This window comes from Flagellimonas okinawensis (assembly GCF_029194005.1).
In the GTDB taxonomy this organism is placed as follows: domain Bacteria; phylum Bacteroidota; class Bacteroidia; order Flavobacteriales; family Flavobacteriaceae; genus Flagellimonas; species Flagellimonas okinawensis.
Window position 1 is genome coordinate 282,113 of sequence record NZ_JARFVA010000002.1, and the last position, 25,762, is coordinate 307,874.

Sequence of the window (25,762 nt, forward strand, 5' to 3'; positions counted from 1 at the left end):
TAATAATATGAAAACTAAATTTTTCAAATTGTTGTTACCGGCCTTCGCCATCTTGATGGCAGTAGGCTTGGCTTTTGCCACCGAGGATGAACCTGTGGCTCAAGTTGCTCATTATTTTCTTCCAGGACAGGGTTGGCAAACGGTCACGGTTGAAGATGATTGTGGGGCATCAGGTAACGAAGCCTGTGAATACAACGGCATCCAGTTGTATTCAGAACGTGATTTTGGCAGTATTGCCCTGCGCAAACCTTGATTGGGTCTAAATACCATTAACCCAAAGGTGCCCTATATAGGGCACCTTTTTTGACTAACTCAAACATCTCCCGTGCATCAGTATTGGTATACTTTGCAAAGGGAAAACTCTTCTGCTCAAGGGAGAACAGCGTTGATTTTTTGAAGGCATAAAAGCCAATGTCCATTCACTTCCTTACGCCGTCGTTTGCTTACTTTCTTTTCCAATTTGGTTTTTAGTTCCAACAATCGCTCTGCCAATAGTCCATTTGCATAATCGGTATAGTCGGTCAGCTTTGCATCCGAATTATAGACCGAAATTTCAATGTTCAGGATAGCACCCATTCTTTCGATATAGGCCATTTGGAGTTCCTGTATTCGTGGGGAGAGGTCCTTTTCGTTGTCCAGATTTTGGAATAGACCATCCTGTACTTTTACCAGAAACTGCTCCAATAGATTGTTGCCCATCAGCCCCTCCATATATTCCAACCGTTTGAGCCTTGGGGCCAGCAATAATTCGGTCATTAACTTGATCTGGTATTCTGAGACCTTATCCGGGAAGGTGGTATACTTCACCTTTACCATGAAATCAGGGTCGGTCAACCAGTTTGGCGGGTGGAATACATTTTGTACCAGAAAGTCAATGGCTTCTTCCTGCTTGCTCCATGCAATAGGGTCAAACATATTTCCAGGCTGGTCCAAGGATTTATATTGCAGGTCATAGCCTCCAATGACCGAGGCAGCATGCTGCATATGATGGTACCATAGATCAACAGATTTGTTGTACAGACGGAACAATCCTGCGTTGCCTTTTTCATTCAGCGTGGCACTGGGTATAATTTCAATGGCGCGCTCCAGATTCCGCAGGGCCATTGATGTACTTAGGACTGGATCGTTGGTCTCGACTACTTCATCTGTTCTGGCGGGGCCGATGACCTCAAACTGTGAATCATTATAACGATACCAAGGAATGGAATCCTGTAAACGGATCATTGTCTCCAACAGCTGTGATTCTTCTTTTTTGGTGGTGCCTAATGGAAATTCCTGATAACCCCATGTTATGGAATAATGATCTGTGGGACCGACCTTGGGAATCAATAAGTTCGGAGGGATATTATCCTTGGGTTGTGGGATATTGTTGTGCCTGGTATAGTTCATGACACTTGGGGTATGTCCCATAGTGGTCAACCAGTTTGGATCGGTTACTTGATCGACACTATAATTGTACTCTCCAAAATTTCCATCTTTAAGCCCCAGGGCATGTCCAGTTTCATGTGCCGTCAGTGCTTGGAACAACCGTCCGGTCAATTCATCAGGGAAGGGAAAGCTTCGAGCCCTTTTATCCAAGGGAGCTGCCCGAACAAAATACCTTTCCTCCAGGGTCTCTCGGGAAGCGTTCAAAAAAACATCCCCTTTTAAAATCTCGCCTGTTCGATCATCTATTACCCATCGTACAGTACCGCCGTACTCTTCTCCATCAGGGTTCCTGAAATATCGCTCCTGTCCCCAATAAACTATATTGGTGTTAACACTGTATTTATCCCATTCACTTAAACTATCGGTTTCTATCACCCGTATAGCATCATTGAAGCCTGCAGTCTCGAATGCAGGCAACCATTCCTCGATTCCCGCTTTTACATAGGGGCGCCATTTTTTAGGAATTTCAGGGGACAACAAAAAGGTAATGGGTTTGATAGGAACACTGAGGCTTTTGTCTTTGTATTTTTTTTCCAGCCGCCACCTGATGATATTGGCCTTGCTATTATGGGTCCCGCTAACGTGGATGCCTTGAGGGATGCCCATGTAATCCTCATTGAAGTAACCCATTCGATAATCATGCGTTCTTGATTTCATGGGTTCGGGCAACGCTGAAAAGCCAAAATACATTGGAAAGGACACCCTTTCTTTTTTAGAGACCATTCCTCTTCGAATTTTGATGATGACTTCATTGTCAAGGTCTTTGCTATCCTCTACAAATGAGATATCAGGAACCGAAGGGCCAAAGGATACACCAAGCTTTTGGGGCCATTCGACAATCTTGTTCAAGATCAAATCGGTGATATTGATGCGGTATTCCTTGGATTCACTTTGTTGCTGTTCCAAGGGAAAAATGGCCAGTACATTGTCCATCAAGGTCTTGTCCGTTACCACAGGCAAAACAACCCCTGAAGTAGATGGAATACTAAGGGATTTTAATATGATTTTATCCTTATGACGTGTCCACGCTATTTGCATATAGCTGTAGGACCTTCCTTTATAGCAGTTGAACAATATAGGTTGGTCCAATAATTTATGGGGAATGTTGAGGAACAATTGGTCCCCCACGATTTCCGTATTCAAAAACGCTGGGCCCTGATCAGTAACTAGGTCGGTTTTAATTTCCCCATTCAACTGAGAGGCTTTCAATTGCCCAAAGAATAGGAATAACAGAATAAGGGGTAACTTGATATGTTTCATCTTACGTTATGTTTTACTATTGAATCGACCATTGTACAGGACCTTGTTATTTGACAAGGTCCTGTTATTGGCCTTTTTTGTTTAATAGCCTGCATTTTGAGGCAGTAGATTTGGATTGAGTTCCAATTGGGATTCTGGTATGGGTAGCAATAGATTCGTTTCATTCCAATTGGGCTTGATGTCATCCAATATGGTTCCCGCATTTCCGGTACGTTTAAGGTCGAACCAACGATGTCCCTGTTCCGTAAAAAGTTCCAGTTGCCGTTCTTTCAGGATAGCTTCCAACAGTTCAGTCTGGGTGTTCGCTTGCGTGGCAGCAAGACCTGCCCGCTCCCTGATACGATTGAGATCGTTGGCGGCCCCAATGAGATCTCCCAGACGGGCCCTTGCTTCTGCCCGGATCAAATACTGCTCGGTCAAACGGAACAAAATGGAATATTCCAAGGATTCCGTTTCGTTGTAATCGGCCTTGTATTTGTGTGGATAGTAGAACGTGATGGTGTTGTCCGTATCCGAAATGGGTTCGGTCCATTGCTCATACCTAAGGTCATTTTCTTCAAAAGACGACAAAAGATGGTCGGTCAGGGCATAGGTCTGACCCGGCACCAACTCAATGGTCAATGTGCCTCCTTCACTTGTATTGATGGGAAATTGATCATCGGCCTGTAGCTGCCAAATGGTTTCTGGTGATGCTTTTAAGAATACACGGTCCAGGTCCATTTCCAATTGAAAGTTCTGGATGAGACCCGTTGAATAGGATACCGCATGTTCCCAACTCCCGACGTACAAATGCATTCTTGCCAATAAGGCCTTGACCACATAGGCATCAGGAATGATCCTATTGGACGTTTCAGGTTCTTGCCCTTCCATGAGCCCAAGGGCTTCTTCCAAGTCCACAATGATAGTCTCGTACACCGCGGTCTCCGGCAATCGCGAAACCCTATTGTTCTCCTGATAATCAGTGGTCTTGATATAGGGGACGTCCCCGAAAAGGCCGACCAATTGACTGTGCAGGTACGAGCGAACGAAAAGGGCCTCGCCCTTGAACCTGTTTCTTTCGGAGTTGCTCAAGGCTTTGGATGACTCGACCCCTTCAATGATGGCATTGGCCCCGTAGATCAGGTTATAGGCTTGGTTCCACCAAAGTTCCACTCGATTGTTGGTGGCGATGATGTTATGATTATAGAATTGGGCCAGATCCACATTGAATCCATAATAGTCCAGTTCATCCGAATAAATGCCCAGTACAGGGGTCAGGCCAAAGTTTCCCGATACCATGCCCTGCTCCCTCATGTTAAAGTACAGATTGGCCATTGCGGATTCCACCGTGGCAGGGTCCTCAAATACAGTCTCGGCTATGAGAATGTTCTGTGGTGGATCTACTTCCACAAATTCTGTGCATCCCGAAAGCAACATGCATTGCAGGATAAGGATGTGATAGGGTCTAAAGAAAATAGTGTCTTTGATAAAGGACTTTGTTGCTGTCCTTTTATGATATGTTGTTTTATCTATTTTTTTCATCTTGAAAGGATTTGATTAAAAACTGATTTGTACGCCTAAGGTGAGCTGTCTTAGCGGGGGCAAGCGCGTGCTTGAGGGTTGTTCTGGATCTGGCCCGTAGTAATTGGTCAAGGTCCATAGGTTTTGCCCCTGCAGGTATACATTGATATCCAACCCATTCTCCATGGTGGGTAGTTTGTAGTTCAGCGCAATGTTTCTGAGACGCAGAAAGGAGGCGTCGGAGACCGCAGCATTGCTACTTTGCTGGCGGGCACCCAAATCCTCCACCGTCGTAAAACCACTGGAAGAACGCTGATAGGTGGCGATATCCCCCGGCTGTTGCCATCTGTCCAATAAATCTACGGGTACATTGCCCCTGAAGCCAGGCGTGGCATCAAAACGGACCGCATTATAGGCCCTCTGTTTTTTGAACTGGAAGAATACGTCCAGGCTCAGGTTTCCCAAAGTGAAGGTGTTTCTCATACCCCCATACCACTTGGGGGCCAGATCTTCGATCCATTCCAAGTCGCCCGGATTGCTGACCTCCCCATCACCATCATAGTCCTCAAATTCATAGATGCCTGTTTCAGGATTGACCCCTAGGGCATTGTAGAGTTTTACGATGGTCAAGGGTTCGCCAATGACATACCGATTGGCAAAAGTGGATGATTCAAGGTTGTCGAACTCGACCAACTTATTTTTGGGCACGGTCAGATTCAGGGTCGTTGACCATTCGAACCTTTTGGAGCGGACATTGACCGTCCGAAGATCCAGTTCAAGCCCCGTGTTCTCTACCACGGCGTCAAAATTGCCCGTTAGCTGGGAAAAACCAGTGGTTGCTGCCAAGGGAATCCCTACCAACTGGTTGGAGGAACGGTTTCGGTACCAAGAGGTGTTGAGGAAAACCCGGTCATTGAAAAATCCAAGTTCGAGGGCAGCTTCCAATTTTCGATTGGCCTCCCAGCCAAACTGTGGGTTAAATATGCCTGAGGGTTCCAACAGCGTAGTGCTTGCATAGGATTCCCCGGAGACATTGTAGGTGTCCAAATAACGATAGTCCCCAATGTTGTCACTTCCCGTGATGCCATAACTGCCCCGAAGCTTTCCATGGCTCAAAAAGGAGCTTTCCTTAAAGATGGCTTCCCTTGAAAATACCCAGGCAAGGCCCACGGCACCAAAGTTTCCGAACTGCCTTCCCGGTCCAAAGCGGGAAGACCCGTCGCGACGGCCGGTAAGGTTCAGGATATAACGGTCATACAACTTAAGATTGACCCTGCCGAAGAGGGCACTATAGCGATAATCGGCATCGGAGGTGGAAAAGATTTCCAAGGATTGAGCCGCGGCCAAATTCTTGATCAGGCCATTATTGGGAAAACCCCTTCCCCTTATTACCAATTGACTGGAACTTTCTTGTTGAAAGGTGGTACCTACCAATACATTCAGCGAAAGTTTGTCCCAGTGCTTCTTCCAGTTCAACTGTGGCTCCACAATCCATGATTCCCGCTCTGAGGCATTGGTGGTCAGGTTGGAAAAGTTTTGGGGTGTGAGTCCCAGACCTGGGTTTCTAGCTGTATTGGGATTGGTGACATAGGAGTCCAATCGATAGCGGGTAAAGCCCAAGCTGGACTTCAGTTCCAAATTGGGCGCTATGGCATAAGATAAAGTCGCATTGGAGATAATGTTATTCGTAGTAGCTACAAATTCCTCCTCCAATGCGGCCAAGGGGTTGTCCCAGGTGTTGTTCTCCCAGTTCAGGTTGCCCTCCTCATCGAACAGGGCAGGGGCATTGGGCTCCAAGGAATAGGCTTGCTGGGTAAAGTCTGCTCCGGGCAATCGGTTATCCTCTCGAGTGTAGCTACTGGAAAAGTTGATTTTGAACTTCCCATTGTTGGATCGGTGGGTCAGATTACTGTTCAAGCTTGCCTTTCTGTAATTGGCATCCCCGGGAAATACCGTGGTCTCCTTTAAATAACCGCCACTGACGAAGAATTGGGTCAGTTCGTTGCCCCCGGAAACGGAAAGCTGTGCGTTCTGGCGATAGGCGGTGCCCCCGATCAATTCCTCTTGCCAATCCGTATAACGATTGTTGTCCCATACCGTAATATCCGGCCAAAAACCGTCAAGGGCGGGATTTTCCAATAGCGGGGTAAGCCCATCATTGTCAATGCCTTCCCTACGGATTTCCAAATATTGTTGGCTGTTCATCAAGTCCAAGAAATTGGAAACCCCGCTCAGCGTAGTACTCAAATGGGCATCAAAGCGGGTTTTACCTGCCTTTCCTTTTTTGGTGGTGATCAATACCACTCCATTTGCTCCGCGGGAGCCATAAATGGCGGTGGCATCGGCATCCTTCAATACTTCAATGCTTTCGATGTCATTGGGATTGATGGCGTTGAGGGGACTGATGTCCCCGATGATTTCAGTGGAGACACGAGGGGCCGCCAAAGACTGGGAACCATAGGGTACCCCATCCACAATGTAGAGGGGGTCGGTAACTCCGTTAAGGAAGTTTCGGCCACGGACCTCTACAGAGAAACTACCTCCAGGGACTCCTGTGTTCTGCACAATGTTGACGCCCGATAGATGTCCCTGCATGGCTGCCAAAGGATTGGCCACAGGTTGCTTCTCCATGATTTCTGATTTGATGGTGGCGATACTTCCTGTCCGTTCCTTTTCGGAAACCGTGTAATAGCCTGCATTAAGGACCACTTCGCCCAACTGAGTGACATCCTCTTCCATTTGGACATTGATGGTATTTCTTCCATCGATGGGGATTTTCAAGGTTTTAAGGCCTACTATGGAAAAGACCAATAGGTCATTAGAGCTTGCTTGAATATTATAGGTGCCGTCCAAGTCGGAAATGGTTCCTTGGTCGGTAGATTCCACTACAATATTGACCCCGCCCAAAGGCAGCCCTTCCCTATCGGTAACAGTGCCCGAGATGGTGGTCTGTGGTGGATGAATTGTTTTGCCCGCCACCAGTTTTTGGGGGAGTAGAGGAGATAATAGGATATATAAGAACAGGAACAGGTATGTCCTGCCTAAGCGTTTTGGTGATTTCTTCATTATGTTGAGTTCGTTTGATTAAAGAGTTCGTTAGTATTACATTACCCACAGGACATTTGCTTATCTGCCCATAGGTTTTTAGCCACACTGCCCGAAAAGTCATGATAAAGCTGTAACTTCCCTAAGGGCATTAAGTTTCGAACATAGGCCACCCTGTCCAAGCAGTAATGGTGCCTGGAAATAGGATTCCTAAATGAATAAGACTATGAAAATGTATTTGGGCCGGATACCCTAAAATGGATGTAGTAAACTATGGGACAAAAGATATCGTAAACCGGAAAAATGTCGCGTATATCCCATAGTTATAGTCTTAGGGTTAGACGGGATTCTTTGGCTTTTTCTTAAAGAGAATCTCAAATAGGGTCAGGCCCGCTCCAGAACTGGAACCGACCGATGATGAATTCACTACTAAAAAAACAAGCCTTTTGTTTCCCATAACCCATTGGTTGGGCGATGCCCCGAAAGGACCAAAGAAACCAAACGCTATGAAAAAGTTGGGCGTGAAACTCAACTTATCGCTTTTGAGGTACTGGTATACCCGTGTACGATAAGCCAGCTCACGCCCGGGTCGTGAGCAAACTGCTTATTGTCTCGTACACATAAAAATTACCAGTTTTCAAAAGCGAGACTCAAAGCGAATGCTTCAAATATGTTCTAAACGAAGAATCGCAAATGTATGTATTCAAATTCAAATATAAACATTTTCTCAGAAACGGTAACCTATACGTTACCAAAATATTTCTTTTTAACCAAGAATTTTAATCCTATGGATTTAAACGATTTTATAGAGGAGAAAAGAAAGTTGGGAGAAAACGTTATTAAGCTGAGAGAAAGGATGAAAAGTTCTGAGTATAAAAACAGGTCTATTTCTCAACAAGAACTAAGCGATAAAGGTGGTTATTTTTCAAAAAAGACCCTTGGGGAAATTGAAAGAGGAGATGGAAATCCAACATTAGAAACTATTCTTGCCTTAGCATATGTATTAGAAGTTCATCCAAAAGAATTATTTGATTTCTAATGCTTTTATCGCTTCATTTAGCTTCAATTTATACCATTCCTGATATAGTTGTTCTGGAAATTTCTTACATTTAGTTCCTATACTCCCCCCATAGATTTATTGAATTTTAAGAAAACTATGCTTTGCATTTAATTGCAAAAGTTGTGCATAGCTAACCAAATTGGCGGTATATCCTAAATAAAGTTGGGTATATAAGCTAGTTGGGCACAATTTAAAACGACATGAATAATTCTAATGAACTTAATAGCAATAAATCAGATTTAATAGCATCAATTGCTAAATCTGCAGTTGGAGCAGTTCCATTTGCCGGATCTCTTCTATCAGAATTAGTCAGTTCAGTAATTCCGAATCAAAGGATTGACAGGCTAACTAAGTACGTGAAAATTTTAGAACAGAAATTGTCCCAAATACCTGCACAAGATATAGAGGAATTAAAATCAAAGGAAGAATTTATTGACCTTGTCGAGGAGAGTTTTGTTCAGGCTTCTCGGTCCATTTCAGATGAAAGAAGAGGCTATATCGCTTCCATTTTGGCAAATGGGATAACGAATGATTCAATTGATTTGGAAGATTCAAAGTTTCTTCTCAAGTTATTGCAAGAACTAAATGATGTAGAAATTATTTGGCTTAGATTCTTCCAAGTACCGACAATAGGTGGAGATGAGGAGTTTAGAAAGAAGCATGAAAACGTATTATCAGCAATTCGAGCATATGTAGGCTCAGACAAAGAAACCCTTCAAAAAGTTGCAGTTCAAAGTAATTATAAAAAGCATCTTGAGAGACTTGGGTTAATTAAGAATCATATTCGCTTAGATAATGAAACAAATATGCCCAAGTTCGACAAGATTTCAGGACAGCCAGAAATTTCCTATTCTGACACAACACAACTTGGAACAATGCTTCTTGAACAAATAGGCATGAAAGAAGAAAAATTGTAAGAATGGCCACTATAGCTTCCATATGGGCAATTGCTGAACCGCTTCTTTTTCTATTTCAATTATTTGTTGGACTAAGATTTAAGTACCACACAAAAGTCTCAGAACGACAATTTGACGCCCTTTCAAAAGAAGCGTTTAAGGAGCTGCAAATACATTTAACTCACTTTGGTGCAAATGATTCTATAATAGCAGCGGAAGAGATGTACTGTAGACATCTTAAAAACGATATCAAACAACGTGACGGAAAGTTTGTCTTCCTTGAAGGGGAACTTCATTTAAAACTGCTGAAAAAGTTTCATTTGCCAAGCAAAAACAAGGTTGACGGTTTTTTAATAAAATCCTTCTTTTTTATCCATGGATATAGCCACACCTTCAATTACCTGCTTTTTGTGGATCGAGTAAAAAGAAGGTTTGGTGTTAAAAACACCATTCTTCATTATTTGTCTATTCCTAATTGGAGAAAAATGAAATTTGGTGAACTGTCACGAGCGGTTTCGGAAGTAAAAAAGATTACTGATAAACATTGGAATGACAGGTATCTAATCCCTAAAAACCAAGATATATCTGAATCTAAGCCTTCTATAGCAAGGGCAATAGACAAAGTGCTTGCTAACGGAGTAATTTCAGAGAAATCCGTTTTCAACCTCGCTTCAAGTGAAAAGTTAGTTTTTGTGCATAAGTATGCGGAAGGGTGGGATTTTTACAATAGGTACATCGAAGATCTAAATGCAGCAAAGGCGGTTGTAAAAAAATGGAAAGAATCAAAAGCTCAGAATGCCAATACTAAACTTAAAAAAGCAAAAGACGAACTCAAAAGGGTTGAAAGCAATTGGCTTCAAGCTCCTATTGCCCATTCATTAGAAAAGTACGGGTTTCAGAAGTTATTCAACAGAATGGATGGAGTATATGTGTTGCCCCTTTCTATGATACCGGAAAAATATCATAACCAAATTGATTCATTTTTTAGAGAAATCATCGACTCCGCAAAAGAATATACCAATACCTCTATTCAAAATGGAAATCCTTATATAACTGAGGAGAACCGAAATCTAAAATATCTGATACTGAATCATGTAATTCCTGTCAATGAAATACTGATTCTTTCTGAGGAACGAACGATTGAAATTTCATCACCTGCGCTATCACGAATGCTTTTTACCAGCTATCTATCAAAAGATGAAACAAACGTTTCCAACATGTATATCAATGATGTTGTAAGAAACGTTGATTTTCTATCACTGTTAGGCACTACAAAGTCAGATAATCTAATCAGACAACATTTTGAGGATTTGAAGAGAATACTTTGGGAACTATATAACATAGACATACTGAAGCCAGTAATGCTTTCAATGCTTGACGACAACAAATTAGATGTGGTTATTGAAAGACTTCAAGCTGTAAACAATGAATTCGACAGATTAAGTCGGTTCGTAAAGAGAAGACTTACAGAACTAAACGAATTTTATTCTGATCTGAATAAGGAATTAAATGAAATAAAAAAATAACTGTGCCCAACATAGATGCTATAAGCAACAGCGCCCTGCGGGACGCTACTGCTCATAGCCAGGGCCGTCAGACTGTCTCAAAACCCCCATTTTTGAGTTTCCTACACGGGTAGGGACCTTTAAAAAATTCTAAATACGGCAATCTCATGGGTTCAAAATGAGTTTTGAGACAGACTGCCGTTATGTGTCATTTGAGAATTGACACTTTGTCACAGTGTTAAATAACACTCTAAACGGCATAATTTTTGCTAAAAGATTCATAGCTTGGACCTTAGGTTCCCATTCGAATCGATGGTCAGGATTGCCCAAGGACTACTTAGGCAAATGAGACTTCAGATTTATCTGAGCTTGTTTATACTTCTAAGTGGAACTGTGCAGTTCCCGTTTGATGCCATTGTATATAGCAGTACAATAATCGTGGATATAGTGGCAGCAAGCTCTTTTGAGAGTAGGGAGTGCAGGCACTCCGTCGAATTCCGCAAAAAACTTGCAAAAGTCGTCAAAAAACTTAAATTGCAATGAAATGTGTAGATACGTGAATTTAGAACACGGCGAATCTCGACCAGCTAAAAGTTCAGTCGATGCCGCCCAGAATTTAGAACTTGGATTGCAAGTCCAAGTCGCGGTTGACCTTAGGTTCCCATTCGAATCGATGGTCAGGATTGCCCAAGGACTACTTAGGCAAATGAGACTTCAGATTTATCTGAGCTTGTTTATACTTCTAAGTGGAACTGCTCCCTTAACTGTAAAGTACTGCTATAATCAATATTGATTTCCACGACCTTTGCATAACAAGTAATGGATGTCAAGTGCAAGTTTATTAGAAAAAATCTCTTCCGAAAAATCATTAATCAAAGCTTGGAGAAAGCTTGATAAATCCAATCCTGATTCTCACGGAATTTCCGGCGTAACGATAGAACAGTTCAAAAAAAATTACGAAGAACGTATCGCGTCTTTAAGTCAGGAATTATTAGGTGGAAATTTTCAATTTTCACCTACTCGGGCAGTTGCAATTTTAAAGAAAAAAGATAAATACAGACCTCTTCAAATACCTGAAATTAAAGATAGAATTGTTCTAAAATCTATAGCCTTAGAATTAGAAACTCATTTCAAAAAGAAGCTTTCCAAAAGTAAAGGTGTTAGTTTTGCTTATCAGAAAGGGCTTGGAGTAAAAGATGCTATAAAGAAAATGGGATTGCTGTACAATAACGGAAATCCGATAATTCTTGAAGCTGATATAAAGAACTTTTTCGGTAAGGTCGATAAAAACACTTTATTAACCAAAGATATTTTTCCAAATCTGCCTGACACGTCACTAAATGAGTTAATATCAGAAGGATTAAGCCAGCCATTAAATGGGGTTTCATCATTGACTGAATCAGAGGCAAAAGCTTTTGAAAATATAAATAGTGGAATTCCACAAGGTAATGCACTGTCTCCATTACTTTCAAATATTTTCCTGTCTCCCTTTGACATATACTTAAAGCAAAATAATTTCCAACTTATTAGATATGCAGATGATTTTGTAGTGCTGTGTAAAAACGAAAAACAGGCACTGGATTGTTTTAATAAAGCTTCTACCTTTTTAAAAAAAGAACTTGGACTAGAATTATACGAGCTCTCATCGGAGAAATCTGCCATAATTGACCCCAAAAAAGACCGTTTTGTTTTTCTGTCTGTCGAATTCGATGGCAACGCTTTTTTTCCAAGCGCTGAGAGCTTTGAGAAATTGAAGAATAAATTGAGAAGTGTATGCGCATTACCGAAAAACCGTATTAACCTTCTTGAATTGTTGACTAAAGTTAAAAATCGAGTTGAAGGATGGGTTTCTGCATTCTATTATACAGATATGGATAGATATGTCGAGGAGTTGGATTATTTTGTGGATAGGCAAGTTCTTCTGGGGGCTAGAAAATTTGAATGGAGAATGACATCAGAATCGAAAGGTGAATTACCCGAAAAATATAGAAATGGCAAGAGGTTTAAAGATTGTCTTTCTAGAGAACAAAGGGCAGGTAGCGGAATTCCATTGGCCGTAGACATCTTGAAAAGAATGAGAGACAAGGAAGAAAAAAAATTGAAGAAAAACGCCACATAACAACGGTAACCGTTGCACAAGTCCCTGAGCAGCGGAAAAGAAACCTGTTTTAGCCCTTTTTGGGGGCTTTTTTATTTTCCCATCAACATTGAAGATTAGGTTTTAGGTCTTTTTCAGGAGCTCCAAAGAGCAAAACAAGGGCGCTTTTCAGCAGAATGGACAAAGTAAGTTGCCCCGCCACACTTTACATCCGTTTCTCTTCGAATTTCAGGTACATTTTCAGGTTGTATGCGATTGTCTACAATATATGGACTTGCAAAAGGATTAGAAGTTCATCCGCTACACAAATGCCAAGAGATATTCCTAAAGGTACTTTAAGTCAAATGGGAGCTTTTATAGCTCATAGTCTAATTAATTTTAACGACAAAGAAGCAATAGGTAGTGCTTGTAGTACAGTTAATAAAAATACATTGGACTTCTTACCTATTCTTGGAGAAGGAGAAGCAGTTGTAACTGGTGTTGATTTTCCGATGCCAATTATTATGAAATTTGAAAAACCAATTGAGCAACCGAATTCAGGTACGCCAAAATTGAATATAATCGAATAATTAAAATGCCAACGCTTAAAGCCGTACACATTTGCAATACGCATCCGCAAACAAAATGCCAAAATTGCAAAAAAGTATGTCTTTGTCAATGTAGCCTTCCCTAAAAATGGAGCTGCCCAAGAATTATGTCAAATTGACTTCGCAAACTCTAATAGAGTAGGGTCATTTTTCAATTTTTCCATATCATCTGAAATTTTGCTATCCAATACCTTTGTAGGTACCCCGATCTTTAGGACAAGAGTTGTAAAAATACCTGAAAATGAATTTTAACTATAATTTTTGCTTTAGAAATGTCTAAAAGTGTCTAGTTTGTAGCAGAAGCTGGTTTATCAATGTAGTTGATCAACTCGTCCCAAGTAAATGAGTATACTTCTCTTGTTGACAATTTTTTATATGTTCAGATAAATCCAGTTTTAGTATTTTTTCGAGGAATTCACCAATTTTTGGGGATAGACTCGAATTTTAACTAAGAAAATTATTATGAATGAATGAAAAACTTTTATAGAGTGGAATTATATGGTTTTGATACATTAAAATCTCATACGGTGTCTTTCCCTTGAATGTTCCATGGGGTCTGTAAAAGTTATAACCCCTATTGTTTTGCAGCCTTACCTTTAATGCTTTGTGATCACCAATTTCAACAGATAGAGCATCAACGCAAAATTCATATTTAGAAATGTCTAATAAAATGTCTAAAAATGTCTAGGTAATAGGGTTAGACATTTTTCATATTTTTCCATGGGGCTCGATTTTTCCTTGCTTCCTAAATTGCAAAAAACGAAAATCAAATCAATCAATTCTGTAATGCGGTTAAAATTGTTTTTGTAGTGTTTTTAAGTATCGTTGTAATGAAAAAGAACCACGTTACATTACAAAAGATATGAAATAAATAGATGGCGAGTATAGAAGAACAAATACTAGCTCAAATTAAAAATAATGAAGAGGGCACAATATTCCTTACAGAAGATTTTGCCCAAATAGCAATTGCCAATGAACTACGTGTAGCTTTATATCGTTTGGTAAAAAGGGGTGTTTTGTGTAGGTTGGCCAGTGGTATCTATGTAAAACCTATATGGAATTTGACTAAGTGCCTTGTACCCTGGCCAACTGAACCCAAAGAATGATATACCCCGTAGTTATTCCTTCACCCATTCTTTTGTTTCGAAAAAACACTTTGGAAAATATTCAGGATATTCAAATACTTTATAATAGAATTTCAACTGCCTTATCAACCAATGATGTATCCAGTTCTTTCAAATAGGCCTGAGTAATTGCCATGTTTTGATGCCCCAATGATTCGCTGATTACATCCGTTGCAACTCCTTTTTGCTTAAGGCAATTGGCAAAACTGTGGCGTGCCACATAACTGGTCACGGATTTTTCAATTTCGGCCAATTCCGCGATAGCCTTTAAATCCTTGTTATAGTTTTTGAGCACTTTGGTCTTGCGGTTTTCAATCTGGTTCGGGGTAAGCTCGTCATGGAGCAAAATGGGAAAGACATATTTTGTGCCCAATGAATTTTTACGATAATAATCCAAGATTTCCTGAACCGGAGGGAGGATTTTAATGGTAAAGTTCCCCTTGGTCTTAGAGCGGGTATAATAAATGTTCCCACCTTTGATGTCCTTCCATTTCAATTTCATCATATCGGCAAAGTTCATTCCACGAGTATAAAAGCTAAAAACAAAATAGTTCTTGCTGTTCAGAAGCTCTGGATTTTCTGAAAGGTCAACATTGATTATTTGTTTTACCTCTTCAAAGGTAAGGGCCCTTTTGGCGCTCCTTCCTTTCAATCTGGATACTTTGTATGCACGAAAGGGATAAAGGGATTCCTTTACGATGTTTCTTCTGATGGCATGGTTGTACAACGCCCTTATGGAGCGCATCCTCACGCCAATACCGCCATCTGTGCCACCTCGTGAACGCAGATAGGCCTCATATTTTTCAAGAAAGGCCGGGGTAATGTCCGTAAAAGAAAGGTCTTTGTCAAACTTTAAATATCTCTGGACGGATTTACTGGTATCGTTGTGGAAACGGGCATTGCCCATTCTACCAGCTAGCTTCAACTCCTCCACTATTTCATCCCAAAAGTCAAAAACGTTTCTTCTGACTGGATTGAATGCCAGCCTAAAATTATGTTCAAATTCCCTCAAAGAGAAATCGTCTTTCTCCATTTCCAACTCTGCAATCACTTTTAAGGCCCTGTCCCGAAATTTTAACAATAACCGATTGTCCTGAATAAAATTGCTGTGGTTTTTATTGAAGGAACCGGTACGTTCATCCCACTCTTTTGGAAAGGCATTGTAAATGGTCTTGAAGTATTTAGATCGCCTATCTTTGGTCACACGAAGGCATACCGGATAACTTCCATCGGAAAGCTGTTTTTTTCTTAAAACCGTTCGTACATTAATCATTTTCAGCGGTGTTTTGGGTACAACATAGGTACAACAAATGGTCATTTAAAGGTAGTATTGATGCATCTAAATGAAAAGAAAAAATTCATAAAACATTGAAAATCAATACATAAGAAACCAAATGAAAATTTATGACAGCTAATAAAAGCTGCTCATAATCAGGGGGTCCCTGGTTCGAGCCCAGGTGGGACCACATAAAACCCTTTCAAGTCACTGATTTGGAAGGGTTTTTTTATACCTAGAATTACTTCCCGATTAAATCTTAGGAAAAAACTATTACTTGTAAGTTTGTAGGGATTGAATCCCGAAATCAATAACTGTATGAAGCTTTTTACAATTACGGAACCTAAGGTGGCGAAAGTTCCTATCATTATCAGTTCTCCGCATTCCGGCACTTATTTTCCAGAAATGATTGCCGATAAGTTTCGCCCAGAAATGATTGAGAAGCCAGACGACACGGATTGGTTTATTGACAAATTGTACGACTTTGCTCCAGATTTGGGCATTACCATGATCACAGCCAATTACAGCCGTTGGGTCATCGATTTAAATCGCGACCCGGACAGCAAACCATTGTATGATGATGGGAGGGTGATTACTGGGTTGACCCCAACGACCAATTTTAATGGAGAAGCCCTGTATCAAGGTGAAGCTCTAGACTCCGGGGACATTGATTTAAGAATTGAAAACTACTATAGACCCTATCATGATAAGATCATGGAATTGCTGGATCAAACAAAACAACAATTTGGAAAAGCATTATTGTTCGACGCGCATTCCATCAGAAAAGTGGTGCCAGGCATCCAAAAAGAACCATTTCCAGATTTGATTTTAGGCGATAATGATGGCGCAACGGCATCGGAAGCCCTTATAAACTCGGCTTTAAACGTGCTAAAAACATCGGGTAAAACAGTTGAGCATAATCACCCTTTTAAAGGCGGATACATTACCAGGTCGTTCGGAAAGCCTTCCGAAAATATTCATGCATTACAGCTCGAGATGGCCAAAACCAATTACATGGACGATTCCGAAACAAAATACCACTATGAGAGGGCCGAGGTAACGAGGGAGAATTTAAAAGAGATATTTAAAGAGTTGATAAATGTTTTAAAATGAACAGTAAATTTAAATTCCGAGGAATACTCACTGCCAATGGATGGCTGGAGAATGCAATAGTTGAGATAGATAAATCGGGACAGTTGGTTTCCATTGAACAAGACCAGTCTGTTTCTGCTGAGATTATTGATGGTTATGCGCTACCGGGGTTTCAAAATGCTCACTCTCACGCTTTTCAGTATGCGATGGCGGGTTTGGCCGAGCTGCACGAAGGCACGGGAACACCTGATGATTTTTGGAGCTGGCGAAACACCATGTACAATCTGGCACTAACGGTATCTCCTCAACATTTGGAAGACATTGCGACTATGTTATATGCGGAAATGGCAAGGCATGGATATACGGCGGTGGCAGAGTTTCACTATCTACATCACGATGTTGATGGCAATCCCTATAATAATTTGGCCGAGCATGGTGAACGATTGATTGCAGCAGCAAGCAGGGCGGGAATTCATATCACTTTAGTGCCCATGTTCTATCAACAAGGAGGGTTTGGCCTCCCTGCAGAAAGCAAACAGAGACGGTTCATTTCCCCAACGGTGGAAGATTATTATCAATTGTTGGAAAGTACGGCCCAAGCTACAAAGCAGTACAATAATGCAAATTATGGCATGGGAATTCACTCCCTGAGAGCTGTAAAAGAGGAAGATATCCTTTCCGTCTGCAAGGATTTTAAAAATGACATTCCTTTTCATATTCATATTTCTGAACAAAAAAAGGAAGTAGAAGATTGCTTGGCATTTTATGGGAAAAGACCCGTGGAATGGCTTCTCGATAATTGTCAAATATCCGAGAGCTTCCACTTGGTGCATGCAACGCATTTAAGTGAAGATGAGATCAAGGGAATAGCCCAAACCAAGGCGAATGTTGTCTTGTGTCCTTCCACCGAAGGAAATTTGGGTGATGGTATTTTCGCTTTTGAATCCTTTAAAAATCAGAATGGAAATTGGAGTATCGGGACCGATAGCCATGTTGGGCTCAACCCTTTTGAAGAACTTCGAATTTTGGATTACGGCCAACGACTCACAACGCACAAGCGCAATACTTTTTACAAACCTTTAAAAGGGAATAGTGGGTTCAATGCGATTGAAATGGCATGGAAAACCGGCAAAAAAGCCATGGGGGAGCATCGTGATGATTTTTTCGAAGTTGGTCAACCTTTCGATGCCGTGGTCATGGATGCAAAAGTACCCTTGTTGTCCAATACGGCCACCGAACATTTGTGCAACACCTTTGTGTATTCCAGCGATGCTTCAAATATTCTGGGAACCATGGTGCAAGGCAAATGGGTTTCCCAAAGAGGAAGACACAAAGATTATGACCATATTTATGGAAACTTCCAAAAGACAATGAAGGACCTTGGTTGCAGGATGTAATAATCCTGACCGAAGCAACTCCTTTCACTTGGTAATCACGTAATCGCAAGAATTCACTAATTTGCTAAAAAGGAGAAAAAATGCTCACCGCCGAACAAAAACTCAAGGAACGTATCAAGGAACTTACCTGTTTATATGAGGTAACGTCCCTAATTGTCAATTGCGACTATGATGATATGGAAACCGCATTGCTCGGCATTGTACAATGTTTGGAGCGTGCTTGGCAGTTCGATGAGGAGACCTATGTGGTACTGTCCACCCCAGACTACTTTATAAAGACCGAGGAGAAAGGAGAGGCCTATGTTTTTTTGGAATCGGCCATTACCGTGTTTAATAAGCCGCGGGGTGAGATAAAAATCGGATATCCTTCGCCAAAATATCAACTCAAGGATTTTTTGGAGGAGGAACAACAATTGTTGGACAATGTTTGTCTTAAAGTAGGCAACTTGTTGGAGCGTAAGGAGATAAAAGAAAAAGAGGAGCATATCCGCCGGCAAGTGGAGCAATCCGATAGGCTCCGAATCCTGGGAGAGATTACTGCGGGAATCGCTCACGAGCTGAATACTCCGTTGGCCAACATTCTTGGTTTTACAGAGCTGCTGAAGGAACACATAAGTGATGATCCCCAAGCCCTAAAGGATTTGGACAAGATAATTACCAACACCATATTTTCCCGTGAAGTGGTCAAAAAACTGATGTTCTTTGCCTGCGAAATGCCTGAAACCCGGGAGGTCATCAATGTGGTTGAGGTGATAGAGGAAGCCATTAATATGTTGCGCACCACCTTGCGACAAAACGATGTTTCTTGTGCATTTGAACATTCCGAGAACACCATTGAGCTTCGTATCGATAAAATCCAGTTGACCCAAGTGGTGTTCAACCTAATTGTAAATGCCATTTATTTTGCACCGCCCAAAAGTACTATTTCGGTTTCCCTTAGGACTGAAAAGGAAAATGTCATTCTAAAAATTGCCGATCAGGGCCCTGGAATTCCAGAGGAGTCCATACCCCATATTTTCGACCCATTTTTTACCACTAAACCTGTTGGTGAAGGGTCAGGGTTGGGACTTAGTGTGGTGCATGGCATTGTACAGAGTCACCAAGGAAGCATCGAGGTTACCCCAAATACGCCAACAGGCACTATCTTTACATTGCAATTTCCTAAAATATAGGCGCTTTGTTAAAAAAGGAGAACATACTGCTCGTTGATGATGACATCGATATTCTTGAGCTACTGCAGCGACATTTAAAGTCGATGGATTACCATACCTATAAAGCGGTTTCTGTAAAGGAGGCCTTATATATTTTAAAAGATACAGAAATAGACCTGTTGGTGACGGACATCAATATGCCAGAGATAGATGGCCTTGAGTTGGTAAAATATGTGGCCGAACATTACCCTAATATGCCCAAACTAGTTGTTACCGGATTTCCCTCTGTCGAAGATGCATCCAGTGTGATCAAACATGGGGCTACGGATTATTTGACCAAACCTTTTACCAAAGTTGAGCTGGAGGTAGCTGTAAAAAAGGCACTGGCCAGCAATCAAGTCAAAGACACCTTTAAAACACCGCCAGTAAAACCGGTTGCCACTAACGGTTATGCCGATATGATCGGAAACTCCGAAGCGTTTCAAAAGGTAACGGAGATTATAGACCGAGTTAAGGATAACCGTGCCACCGTTTTGGTGCGAGGGGAAAGTGGAACGGGAAAAGAACTGGTAGCAAGGGCCATCCATTATTCCGGCAAATTTGCACGGGCGCCTTTTATTGCTGTTAACTGTGGCGCCATCCCGGAAAACCTATTGGAGGCCGAACTTTTTGGATATACCAAAGGTGCTTTTACAGGCGCAAACGAAAATCGTGATGGATTTTTCCAAGCTGCGGACAAGGGCACTATTTTTTTAGATGAAATAGGAAATGCCACGCTAGCAGTACAAAACAGGTTGTTACGAGTGCTCCAAGAAAAGGAAGTCACGAAAATTGGTTCTCAAAAGGCAGAAAAATTGGATGTTCGGGTCATAGCTGCAACGAATAGCGACTTAGGTGAACTTATTCAAAAGAACTCCTTTAGAGAAGACCTTTTCTATCGTCTTTCCGTGGTAACCATAGAGGTCCCTCCCTTAAGGGAGCGCAATTTGGACATCCCCTTGTTGGTGGACAAGTTCATGCAGAAATATGGAATTGAGTACAAAGATCGTTTTGTTCGGATTGCGGAAGATGCACTCGAAGTTTTGAAGCGATATTCCTGGCCCGGCAATATCCGGGAACTGGAAAACATGGTACAGCGCGCCGTAATTATGTGTGATGGAACTATTAGATTGGAACATCTTCCCGATGAATTAAAGTACAAAATCGACTTCCCTAAAAAAGGATTTAAAACACTTCAGGAAAAAGAAAAAGAGTACATCCAGGAAGTACTCTTATCTACCCAAGGGAACAAAACCAAAGCAGCTGAAATTTTGGGAATCAACCGTAAAACCCTTCGCGAAAAACTAAAATAACTTCTGGGGCGTTTTGCCCCGACCGGGTAAAATTTACCCAACTTCATTTTTATTTTCTAAAATCGAAATTAGTTATAGTGTACTGAAAAACAGCATGATACGGGTTTTTTGTTCCTGGTGCTTAACTAAATGGCATAGGTATTGCCTTTTTATGGACAAAATGCCGGGATGCCATTTATGGTTTCCCCTCCGTTAAGAACTGGAAATGAAATACGGAAGCCTAATTATGGAAAAAAAGGATTATCTAACGTTGAAACGCATACTGAACTTCCATAGATATTATGAGGATTATGCCCATAAGGATGCTTTGGAACAGTTGGGTGAAAGAATCCATCAGGCATTGGTGGAGGACGAGATGGATATGCCCGATGATGTGGTTCGGTTAAACTCCAAGGTATCCGTGGAATTTGCTCAAGGCGCACTTCAAACATTTCAATTGGTTCCATCAACACGTGGGGATTTTCCAAAGAATATGATTTCGGTTGTAAGTACCCTTGGCGCTAGTTTAATAGGCCTTGCGGTCGGTGATAACATCAAGCTTGGATTTCCATCGGACGTACAATCTTTTAGAATTATAGGCGTGGAACATTCGCACCAATTATCATCCAGTTTTGATCTATAAAAAGAAGCATGAAAATTAATTGTAAACCCTAATATATATAGTTATGAGATTAATAGTTTTAGCAATTCTGTTCGTGGTAGCTACCACAAATATCAATGCGCAAAGCACGACCCCACAGAACATAAAAGTCGGTGATGTCATGGAAATCGGTAAACCGGACACCCCTCAATTTAAGCACATCGATTTCCCTAGGGCCAATTTTATTATTAAAAAAGGAGGCATTGCCAACTATAAAAGAGTTGTGGGCCGCAAGGTTGTGGTTACCGATATCCAAGAAAAGAAAGATGGAACGGTTGTGGTAAAAATCAAAAAAACCGACGGTAAAAGATTCTTCAATAGCCACCCTGTGGTAAAGGCGGATTTAAAAAATGCACTTGAGTCTGGCGAGTTAAGTGTACTGTAGTTGATTGATGATTTCCGCTCAGCTTACGGCATTAGGTTTGCTCAATTAGAATGGTTAGCTAATGGCTGGGCGGATTTGTTTCCCTCTAAAATTTTTAATATCATCGAGTTATATTTAAGACTGTTCATGTAAAACTCAAAAGGATGTCAAGAAAAAGAACGATAAAGCAACGAATTAATGCAGGTTTTGTGCTTGCGGCAGCATTTTTATTGGTTCTAGCATCCAATCGATTGAACAACCGAAATTTTAGTGCCGTGGAGCATGGGGTAGACTCGGTTTTTGAAGACCGTTTAGTGGTTCAAGAATATATCTATAGGTTGAACAACCTTTTTCATAAAAAGGAATTGTTCTTGGCCAAAAACATATCGAATCAGGAAAATATACCCCAATACCCGGAGATAAAAACTATACTGGCAGATTTTGAAAAAACCGACCTTACACGTGAAGAATCCCAATTTTTAACAAGTTTAAAGGACAATTATACACGACTTAAAACCTTGGAAGGACAACGTATGAACAGCGAAGCTTCCGGAAAAGAAATCGTTTCCGTATTGGGCAATATCAGCAGGGATTTGGATGAGCTTGCAGAAGTTCAACTTTCCGAAGGAAGACAAATGACCCAACGCTCCAAAAGGTCTTTGGGAATGAATCAAATGTTGTCCAGAATAGAAATTGTTTTTCTGATCATTATTGGGATACTTTTCCTTGTCATCGTTTTTCATCGAGACAAATCAAAGGTGGAACTTGTGGAATAGAAAGCCTATTCCAGTTCCAAAACAGAATGCTCTTTTCCATTAAAAATGTAGTGTTCTCCCTTTTCTTTGCCAAGTAACAATCTCGCTATCGGGGCATTGACAGAAATACAATGGACAATGGCACCGTTAAGGTTGAATGTTCCCGCGGAGATCGCAATAAAATAATCGGCCATACTGGTTTTGACCAAGCAACCTAAGCGAACTTTATTGGCACGTTCATCTATATTAATTTTGTTGAGAATGCTTCTGGTGGCATCGAGTTCCTGTAATTGTTGACCCAACTTTTCCTGTTCCAATTGTACCATGGCCCTGCCGGTCTCGTGTTTGTCGCCTGCAGAACTTTTGGTTTCTGAACCCAGTGATTCTTGGAGTTCATCACTTTGTTTTTTAAGACGGGCCGTTTTATCGTTTACATATGCCCAACAAAATTCCATTAATGCTTGTTTCATAATCGATCTTAGGCAAAAGTGAGCCGAAAAACGGTTTCAGTATTGGGCAGGGAACGTACTTGTATGGTTCCCCCATGTAGTTGCATCACCCGTTTGGATAGACTTAGGCCAATTCCGGTACCTTCACTTTTCGTGGTAAAAAAGGGCACAAAAATTTCATCCATAACCTCGGGCGGAATCCCTGGTCCGTTATCCCTAATATCAATAAACTTAGAGCCATTTTCGTCAATTCCTGCCTGAATTAGGACCTTGCCCCCATTGATGGACTCTACGGATTGCAAGGCATTTTTGGCCAGGTTGATCAATACTTGCGAAATCTGTTTCTCATCTATGTAGAATTCCAGCTCCTCTGGCCTACAAATGGTAGAGAACTCACTCTCTCCCTCAATGAGCCTTGAGGACATGAGCACATCTATTTTTTCTAGAAGCTCCTTTCCTTTCACCAAGCTTTTATTGGGTTCTGGCACGTGCAACAGACTTCGGTACGATTGCACAAAATCCATAAGGTCACCACCTTGCTCTTTGATGACCTCAAGTCCTTTTAGGGTGTTTTTTATCTGGCTTTCCTCCAGTTCCTCCATTGGGGTGATTTTGTCCCCTTTGCGGTAATATTTAATAATGGAATCCGAAATGGAGGCGATGGGGGTAATGGTGTTCATAATCTCATGGGTCAGCACACGGATAAGCCTCACCCAAGATTCAGTTTCTTTTTCGTCCAACTCTTTATGGATATCCTGTACCACCACCAATTGCAACGACTGACCATCCAGTGTCAGCGGTGTAGATTTGATGGCCAACTGTGTTTGTTCGCGCTCGTTGGACAATTGGAACAACTTTCGTTCAAAAGGTTTAAAGTTCTTGAACAGAATGTAAAGTTCCTCATCTACCTGCCTTAACTGTTTAATATGATTAAGGGGTGTGTAGTCGAGTAACTGTTCCAAGGTTGGGTTCGCAAAAAGAATATGGCCTTTCTCGTTATAGGTCATTATGCCGATGCTCGCCTGTTTTAATATTTCCTGATAATATTGCTCCCTGATCTGTAGTTGAAGATGGACCTCTTGTATAAGACCGTTGACCCTGTTAAGACTCCTGTTTAGTTCTTTGAACGATTCAATGGTGACACCTTCTGGAAAACGGAGTGTAAAATCTTCATTTTTGATGGCATCAAAAAAATAGGAGATCTTTCTATTGGTTCGGTTGATATAGGTAATCAGTGAAAATACCTGTGCTACCAAAACCATGATACAGAGCCCCAATGTAAAAAACCACTTATTGGACACCGAAAATGCCAAAACAACCGAGGTCAGCGTTATAAAAATAACTCTGATTATCAGCTGGATGTAAAAATTTCTACTGGCCATCAATTGTTCTTTTTCAACTTATTGTAAAGTGTTTGGCGGGATATGCCCAATTGTTCTGCTGCGGCACTGTAGTTTCCTTCGTTCTGTTCCAAGGCCCTATTGATCATCTGTTGTTCCATTTCGTTCAGGGTCATGGGTTCGCTGTCGAAGGATTGCATGGGCTTTGCGTGCAATAGAAAGTCCGAGGGTTTAAGCACATTGCCATCGGAGAGGATCACTGCCCTTTCCATGGTGTGCTGTAACTCCCTAATGTTTCCGGGCCAAGGATATTCCATCAATTTTTCCTGGGCTGTTTGATTGATGCGAAGTCCCGATTTATCATATTTATGAGCGAACTTTTTGAGGAAAAAATCAGCTAGGACCAAAATATCATCATCGCGCTCCCTCAGTGGGGGCACCTCTATATGGATCGTGTTGATACGATACAACAAATCTTCCCGGAACAGACCATCAGCGACCATTTGCTCCAAATTACAATTGGTGGCACAGATCAACCGAATGTCCACACCAATGGGTTTATTGGAGCCTACCCGAACCACCGTTTTGTTTTGGATGGACGATAACAACTTGGCCTGCATTTGTAACGAAAGGTTGCCGATTTCATCCAGGAACAAACTGCCTTGGTGTGCGGCCTCAAACTTACCTGCACGGTCTTCTTTGGCATCGGTAAAAGAGCCTTTGGTATGCCCGAACAGTTCACTTTCGAATAGGTTTTCAGCAATGGATCCCATATCCACACCTATAAAAACTTCATTTTTTCGGTTAGAGAGCCGGTGCAGTTCACGTGCGATCAACTCTTTTCCCGTACCATTTTCACCGGTGATCAAAACGTTGACATCGGTCTTGGCTACCTTGGCCACGAGGTTCAATACAGAGGTCAGTGCTTTGGATTGCCCAATAATATAATTCCGACCCTCATTGATGACCTGCTTTAAATTGTTCTCCTTTTTCTTGAGGTTGTGTATTTCCTGTTTGGATTTTCTAAGCTCGTATGCGGATTTTACAGTGGTCATCAACCGCTCGTTGTTCCAAGGCTTTAATACAAAGTCAGACGCCCCTTGTTTCAGTGCCCTTACGGCCAAGTCCACGGCGCCGTAGGCTGTCATCATAATCACGGAGGTATTGGGGGACCTTTTTTTGATCTCATTGAGCCAATACAATCCTTCGTTACCGGTATTTACCCCGGCGGAAAAGTTCATGTCCAGGAGAACAATATCGATGTCCTCCAGATTTGGAAAAGAAGAAATCTGATTAGGATTGAACAAGGTCTGGACGCTTTTGTACTCAAATTGCAAAAGAATTTCCAAAGCACTCAAAACGCTCTTGTTATCATCAACCACTAAAATTTTGGCATCGACCATCCTGCTAACTGTTCAATTGATACCTAAAACTACTAATTGC

Annotated in this window: 21 protein-coding genes; 14 read left to right on the forward strand and 7 right to left on the reverse strand. The window is 41.5% G+C overall.

The window, feature by feature from the left end:
- Nucleotides 1-7: 7 nt before the first annotated feature.
- Complete coding sequence (locus PY091_RS07105) at nt 8-253, forward strand: DUF6520 family protein (RefSeq protein ID WP_275649014.1); 246 nt, start codon at nt 8-10, stop codon at nt 251-253.
- Nucleotides 254-369: 116 nt separating this feature from the next.
- On the opposite strand, the gene PY091_RS07110 is transcribed toward PY091_RS07105, so the two are convergent.
- The 3 genes from PY091_RS07110 to PY091_RS07120 form a co-directional block, all read right to left on the reverse strand.
- Nucleotides 370-2,688, reverse strand: coding sequence for a zinc-dependent metalloprotease (locus PY091_RS07110; protein WP_275649015.1), 2,319 nt, complete (start codon nt 2,686-2,688; stop codon nt 370-372).
- An 81-nt stretch (nt 2,689-2,769) separates the two neighbouring features.
- Nucleotides 2,770-4,209: a RagB/SusD family nutrient uptake outer membrane protein gene (locus tag PY091_RS07115; protein ID WP_275649016.1), complete on the reverse strand. Its 1,440-nt coding sequence runs from the start codon at nt 4,207-4,209 to the stop codon at nt 2,770-2,772.
- Nucleotides 4,210-4,224: 15 nt separating this feature from the next.
- Nucleotides 4,225-7,254 carry a SusC/RagA family TonB-linked outer membrane protein gene (locus PY091_RS07120; RefSeq protein ID WP_275649017.1) on the reverse strand — a complete coding sequence of 1,010 codons (3,030 nt, stop codon included), beginning with the start codon at nt 7,252-7,254 and terminating at the stop codon, nt 4,225-4,227.
- A 766-nt stretch (nt 7,255-8,020) separates the two neighbouring features.
- Here PY091_RS07120 and PY091_RS07125 point away from each other — a divergent pair.
- The 6 genes from PY091_RS07125 to PY091_RS18705 all read left to right on the forward strand — a co-directional run bounded on the left by PY091_RS07125 (nt 8,021) and on the right by PY091_RS18705 (nt 14,485).
- Nucleotides 8,021-8,272: a helix-turn-helix domain-containing protein gene (locus PY091_RS07125; RefSeq protein WP_275649018.1), complete on the forward strand. Its 252-nt coding sequence runs from the start codon at nt 8,021-8,023 to the stop codon at nt 8,270-8,272.
- 221 nt (nt 8,273-8,493) lie between these two features.
- A complete protein-coding gene (locus PY091_RS07130; protein ID WP_275649019.1) occupies nt 8,494-9,210 on the forward strand; it encodes a hypothetical protein in 717 nt (238 codons plus the stop codon).
- Between the two features lie 2 nt (nt 9,211-9,212).
- Nucleotides 9,213-10,715: a hypothetical protein gene (locus PY091_RS07135; RefSeq protein WP_275649020.1), complete on the forward strand. Its 1,503-nt coding sequence runs from the start codon at nt 9,213-9,215 to the stop codon at nt 10,713-10,715.
- A gap of 802 nt (nt 10,716-11,517) precedes the next feature.
- Nucleotides 11,518-12,813: a reverse transcriptase domain-containing protein gene (locus PY091_RS07140; RefSeq protein ID WP_275649021.1), complete on the forward strand. Its 1,296-nt coding sequence runs from the start codon at nt 11,518-11,520 to the stop codon at nt 12,811-12,813.
- Nucleotides 12,814-13,100: 287 nt separating this feature from the next.
- The gene (locus tag PY091_RS07145; protein WP_275649022.1) at nt 13,101-13,361 is read left to right on the forward strand and encodes a helicase HerA-like domain-containing protein; all 261 of its coding nucleotides are present in this window, start codon (nt 13,101-13,103) and stop codon (nt 13,359-13,361) included.
- A gap of 893 nt (nt 13,362-14,254) precedes the next feature.
- Nucleotides 14,255-14,485, forward strand: coding sequence for a DUF6088 family protein (locus tag PY091_RS18705; RefSeq protein WP_417956809.1), 231 nt, complete (start codon nt 14,255-14,257; stop codon nt 14,483-14,485).
- Between the two features lie 79 nt (nt 14,486-14,564).
- Here the strand turns inward: PY091_RS18705 and PY091_RS07150 are convergent, their stop codons facing one another.
- Nucleotides 14,565-15,776, reverse strand: coding sequence for a site-specific integrase (locus PY091_RS07150; protein WP_275649023.1), 1,212 nt, complete (start codon nt 15,774-15,776; stop codon nt 14,565-14,567).
- Nucleotides 15,777-16,097: 321 nt separating this feature from the next.
- On the opposite strand from PY091_RS07150, the gene PY091_RS07155 reads away from it, so the two are divergent.
- From PY091_RS07155 to PY091_RS07185, 7 genes are all read left to right on the forward strand, one after another.
- The gene (locus PY091_RS07155; protein WP_275649024.1) at nt 16,098-16,892 is read left to right on the forward strand and encodes an N-formylglutamate amidohydrolase; all 795 of its coding nucleotides are present in this window, start codon (nt 16,098-16,100) and stop codon (nt 16,890-16,892) included.
- Nucleotides 16,889-18,268, forward strand: coding sequence for a formimidoylglutamate deiminase (gene hutF / locus PY091_RS07160; RefSeq protein ID WP_275649025.1), 1,380 nt, complete (start codon nt 16,889-16,891; stop codon nt 18,266-18,268). Before PY091_RS07155 ends, hutF begins: the two co-directional genes overlap by 4 nt.
- A gap of 80 nt (nt 18,269-18,348) precedes the next feature.
- Nucleotides 18,349-19,440, forward strand: coding sequence for a sensor histidine kinase (locus tag PY091_RS07165; RefSeq protein WP_275649026.1), 1,092 nt, complete (start codon nt 18,349-18,351; stop codon nt 19,438-19,440).
- 5 nt (nt 19,441-19,445) lie between these two features.
- On the forward strand, nt 19,446-20,771 hold the full coding sequence (locus PY091_RS07170; RefSeq protein WP_275649027.1) for a sigma-54-dependent transcriptional regulator: 1,326 nt from the start codon (nt 19,446-19,448) through the stop codon (nt 20,769-20,771).
- Between the two features lie 205 nt (nt 20,772-20,976).
- The gene (locus PY091_RS07175; RefSeq protein ID WP_275649028.1) at nt 20,977-21,393 is read left to right on the forward strand and encodes a GreA/GreB family elongation factor; all 417 of its coding nucleotides are present in this window, start codon (nt 20,977-20,979) and stop codon (nt 21,391-21,393) included.
- Nucleotides 21,394-21,436: 43 nt separating this feature from the next.
- Nucleotides 21,437-21,796 (forward strand): hypothetical protein, encoded by a 360-nt coding sequence (locus PY091_RS07180; protein WP_275649029.1) that lies wholly within the window; start codon nt 21,437-21,439, stop codon nt 21,794-21,796.
- 143 nt (nt 21,797-21,939) lie between these two features.
- Complete coding sequence (locus tag PY091_RS07185) at nt 21,940-22,551, forward strand: MCP four helix bundle domain-containing protein (protein ID WP_275649030.1); 612 nt, start codon at nt 21,940-21,942, stop codon at nt 22,549-22,551.
- Between the two features lie 5 nt (nt 22,552-22,556).
- On the opposite strand, the gene PY091_RS07190 is transcribed toward PY091_RS07185, so the two are convergent.
- Genes PY091_RS07190 through PY091_RS07200 form a run of 3 tightly spaced genes read right to left on the reverse strand, consistent with a single transcriptional unit; the run spans nt 22,557 to nt 25,722 of the window.
- A complete protein-coding gene (locus PY091_RS07190; RefSeq protein WP_275649031.1) occupies nt 22,557-23,000 on the reverse strand; it encodes a 3-oxoacyl-ACP synthase in 444 nt (147 codons plus the stop codon).
- An 8-nt stretch (nt 23,001-23,008) separates the two neighbouring features.
- Nucleotides 23,009-24,361 carry a sensor histidine kinase gene (locus tag PY091_RS07195; protein ID WP_275649032.1) on the reverse strand — a complete coding sequence of 451 codons (1,353 nt, stop codon included), beginning with the start codon at nt 24,359-24,361 and terminating at the stop codon, nt 23,009-23,011.
- The gene (locus PY091_RS07200; RefSeq protein ID WP_275649033.1) at nt 24,361-25,722 is read right to left on the reverse strand and encodes a sigma-54-dependent transcriptional regulator; all 1,362 of its coding nucleotides are present in this window, start codon (nt 25,720-25,722) and stop codon (nt 24,361-24,363) included. The genes PY091_RS07195 and PY091_RS07200 overlap by 1 nt, the downstream gene beginning before the upstream one ends.
- Nucleotides 25,723-25,762 lie beyond the last annotated feature (40 nt).

Bases quoted from the DNA above. Each gene is read 5' to 3' on its own strand.
- PY091_RS07155 (WP_275649024.1), top strand. From the start codon at position 16,098: ATGAAGCTTTTTACAATTACGGAACCTAAGGTGGCGAAAGTTCCTATC.
- PY091_RS07185 (WP_275649030.1), top strand. From the start codon at position 21,940: ATGTCAAGAAAAAGAACGATAAAGCAACGAATTAATGCAGGTTTTGTG.
- PY091_RS07125 (WP_275649018.1), top strand. From the start codon at position 8,021: ATGGATTTAAACGATTTTATAGAGGAGAAAAGAAAGTTGGGAGAAAAC.
- PY091_RS07175 (WP_275649028.1), top strand. From the start codon at position 20,977: ATGAAATACGGAAGCCTAATTATGGAAAAAAAGGATTATCTAACGTTG.
- PY091_RS07105 (WP_275649014.1), top strand. From the start codon at position 8: ATGAAAACTAAATTTTTCAAATTGTTGTTACCGGCCTTCGCCATCTTG.
- PY091_RS07180 (WP_275649029.1), top strand. From the start codon at position 21,437: ATGAGATTAATAGTTTTAGCAATTCTGTTCGTGGTAGCTACCACAAAT.
- PY091_RS07195 (WP_275649032.1), bottom strand. From the start codon at position 24,361: ATGGCCAGTAGAAATTTTTACATCCAGCTGATAATCAGAGTTATTTTT.
- hutF (WP_275649025.1), top strand. From the start codon at position 16,889: ATGAACAGTAAATTTAAATTCCGAGGAATACTCACTGCCAATGGATGG.
- PY091_RS07200 (WP_275649033.1), bottom strand. From the start codon at position 25,722: ATGGTCGATGCCAAAATTTTAGTGGTTGATGATAACAAGAGCGTTTTG.
- PY091_RS07140 (WP_275649021.1), top strand. From the start codon at position 11,518: ATGTCAAGTGCAAGTTTATTAGAAAAAATCTCTTCCGAAAAATCATTA.
- PY091_RS07165 (WP_275649026.1), top strand. From the start codon at position 18,349: ATGCTCACCGCCGAACAAAAACTCAAGGAACGTATCAAGGAACTTACC.
- PY091_RS07150 (WP_275649023.1), bottom strand. From the start codon at position 15,776: ATGATTAATGTACGAACGGTTTTAAGAAAAAAACAGCTTTCCGATGGA.
- PY091_RS18705 (WP_417956809.1), top strand. From the start codon at position 14,255: ATGGCGAGTATAGAAGAACAAATACTAGCTCAAATTAAAAATAATGAA.
- PY091_RS07145 (WP_275649022.1), top strand. From the start codon at position 13,101: ATGCCAAGAGATATTCCTAAAGGTACTTTAAGTCAAATGGGAGCTTTT.
- PY091_RS07130 (WP_275649019.1), top strand. From the start codon at position 8,494: ATGAATAATTCTAATGAACTTAATAGCAATAAATCAGATTTAATAGCA.
- PY091_RS07110 (WP_275649015.1), bottom strand. From the start codon at position 2,688: ATGAAACATATCAAGTTACCCCTTATTCTGTTATTCCTATTCTTTGGG.
- PY091_RS07115 (WP_275649016.1), bottom strand. From the start codon at position 4,209: ATGAAAAAAATAGATAAAACAACATATCATAAAAGGACAGCAACAAAG.
- PY091_RS07135 (WP_275649020.1), top strand. From the start codon at position 9,213: ATGGCCACTATAGCTTCCATATGGGCAATTGCTGAACCGCTTCTTTTT.
- PY091_RS07120 (WP_275649017.1), bottom strand. From the start codon at position 7,254: ATGAAGAAATCACCAAAACGCTTAGGCAGGACATACCTGTTCCTGTTC.
- PY091_RS07190 (WP_275649031.1), bottom strand. From the start codon at position 23,000: ATGAAACAAGCATTAATGGAATTTTGTTGGGCATATGTAAACGATAAA.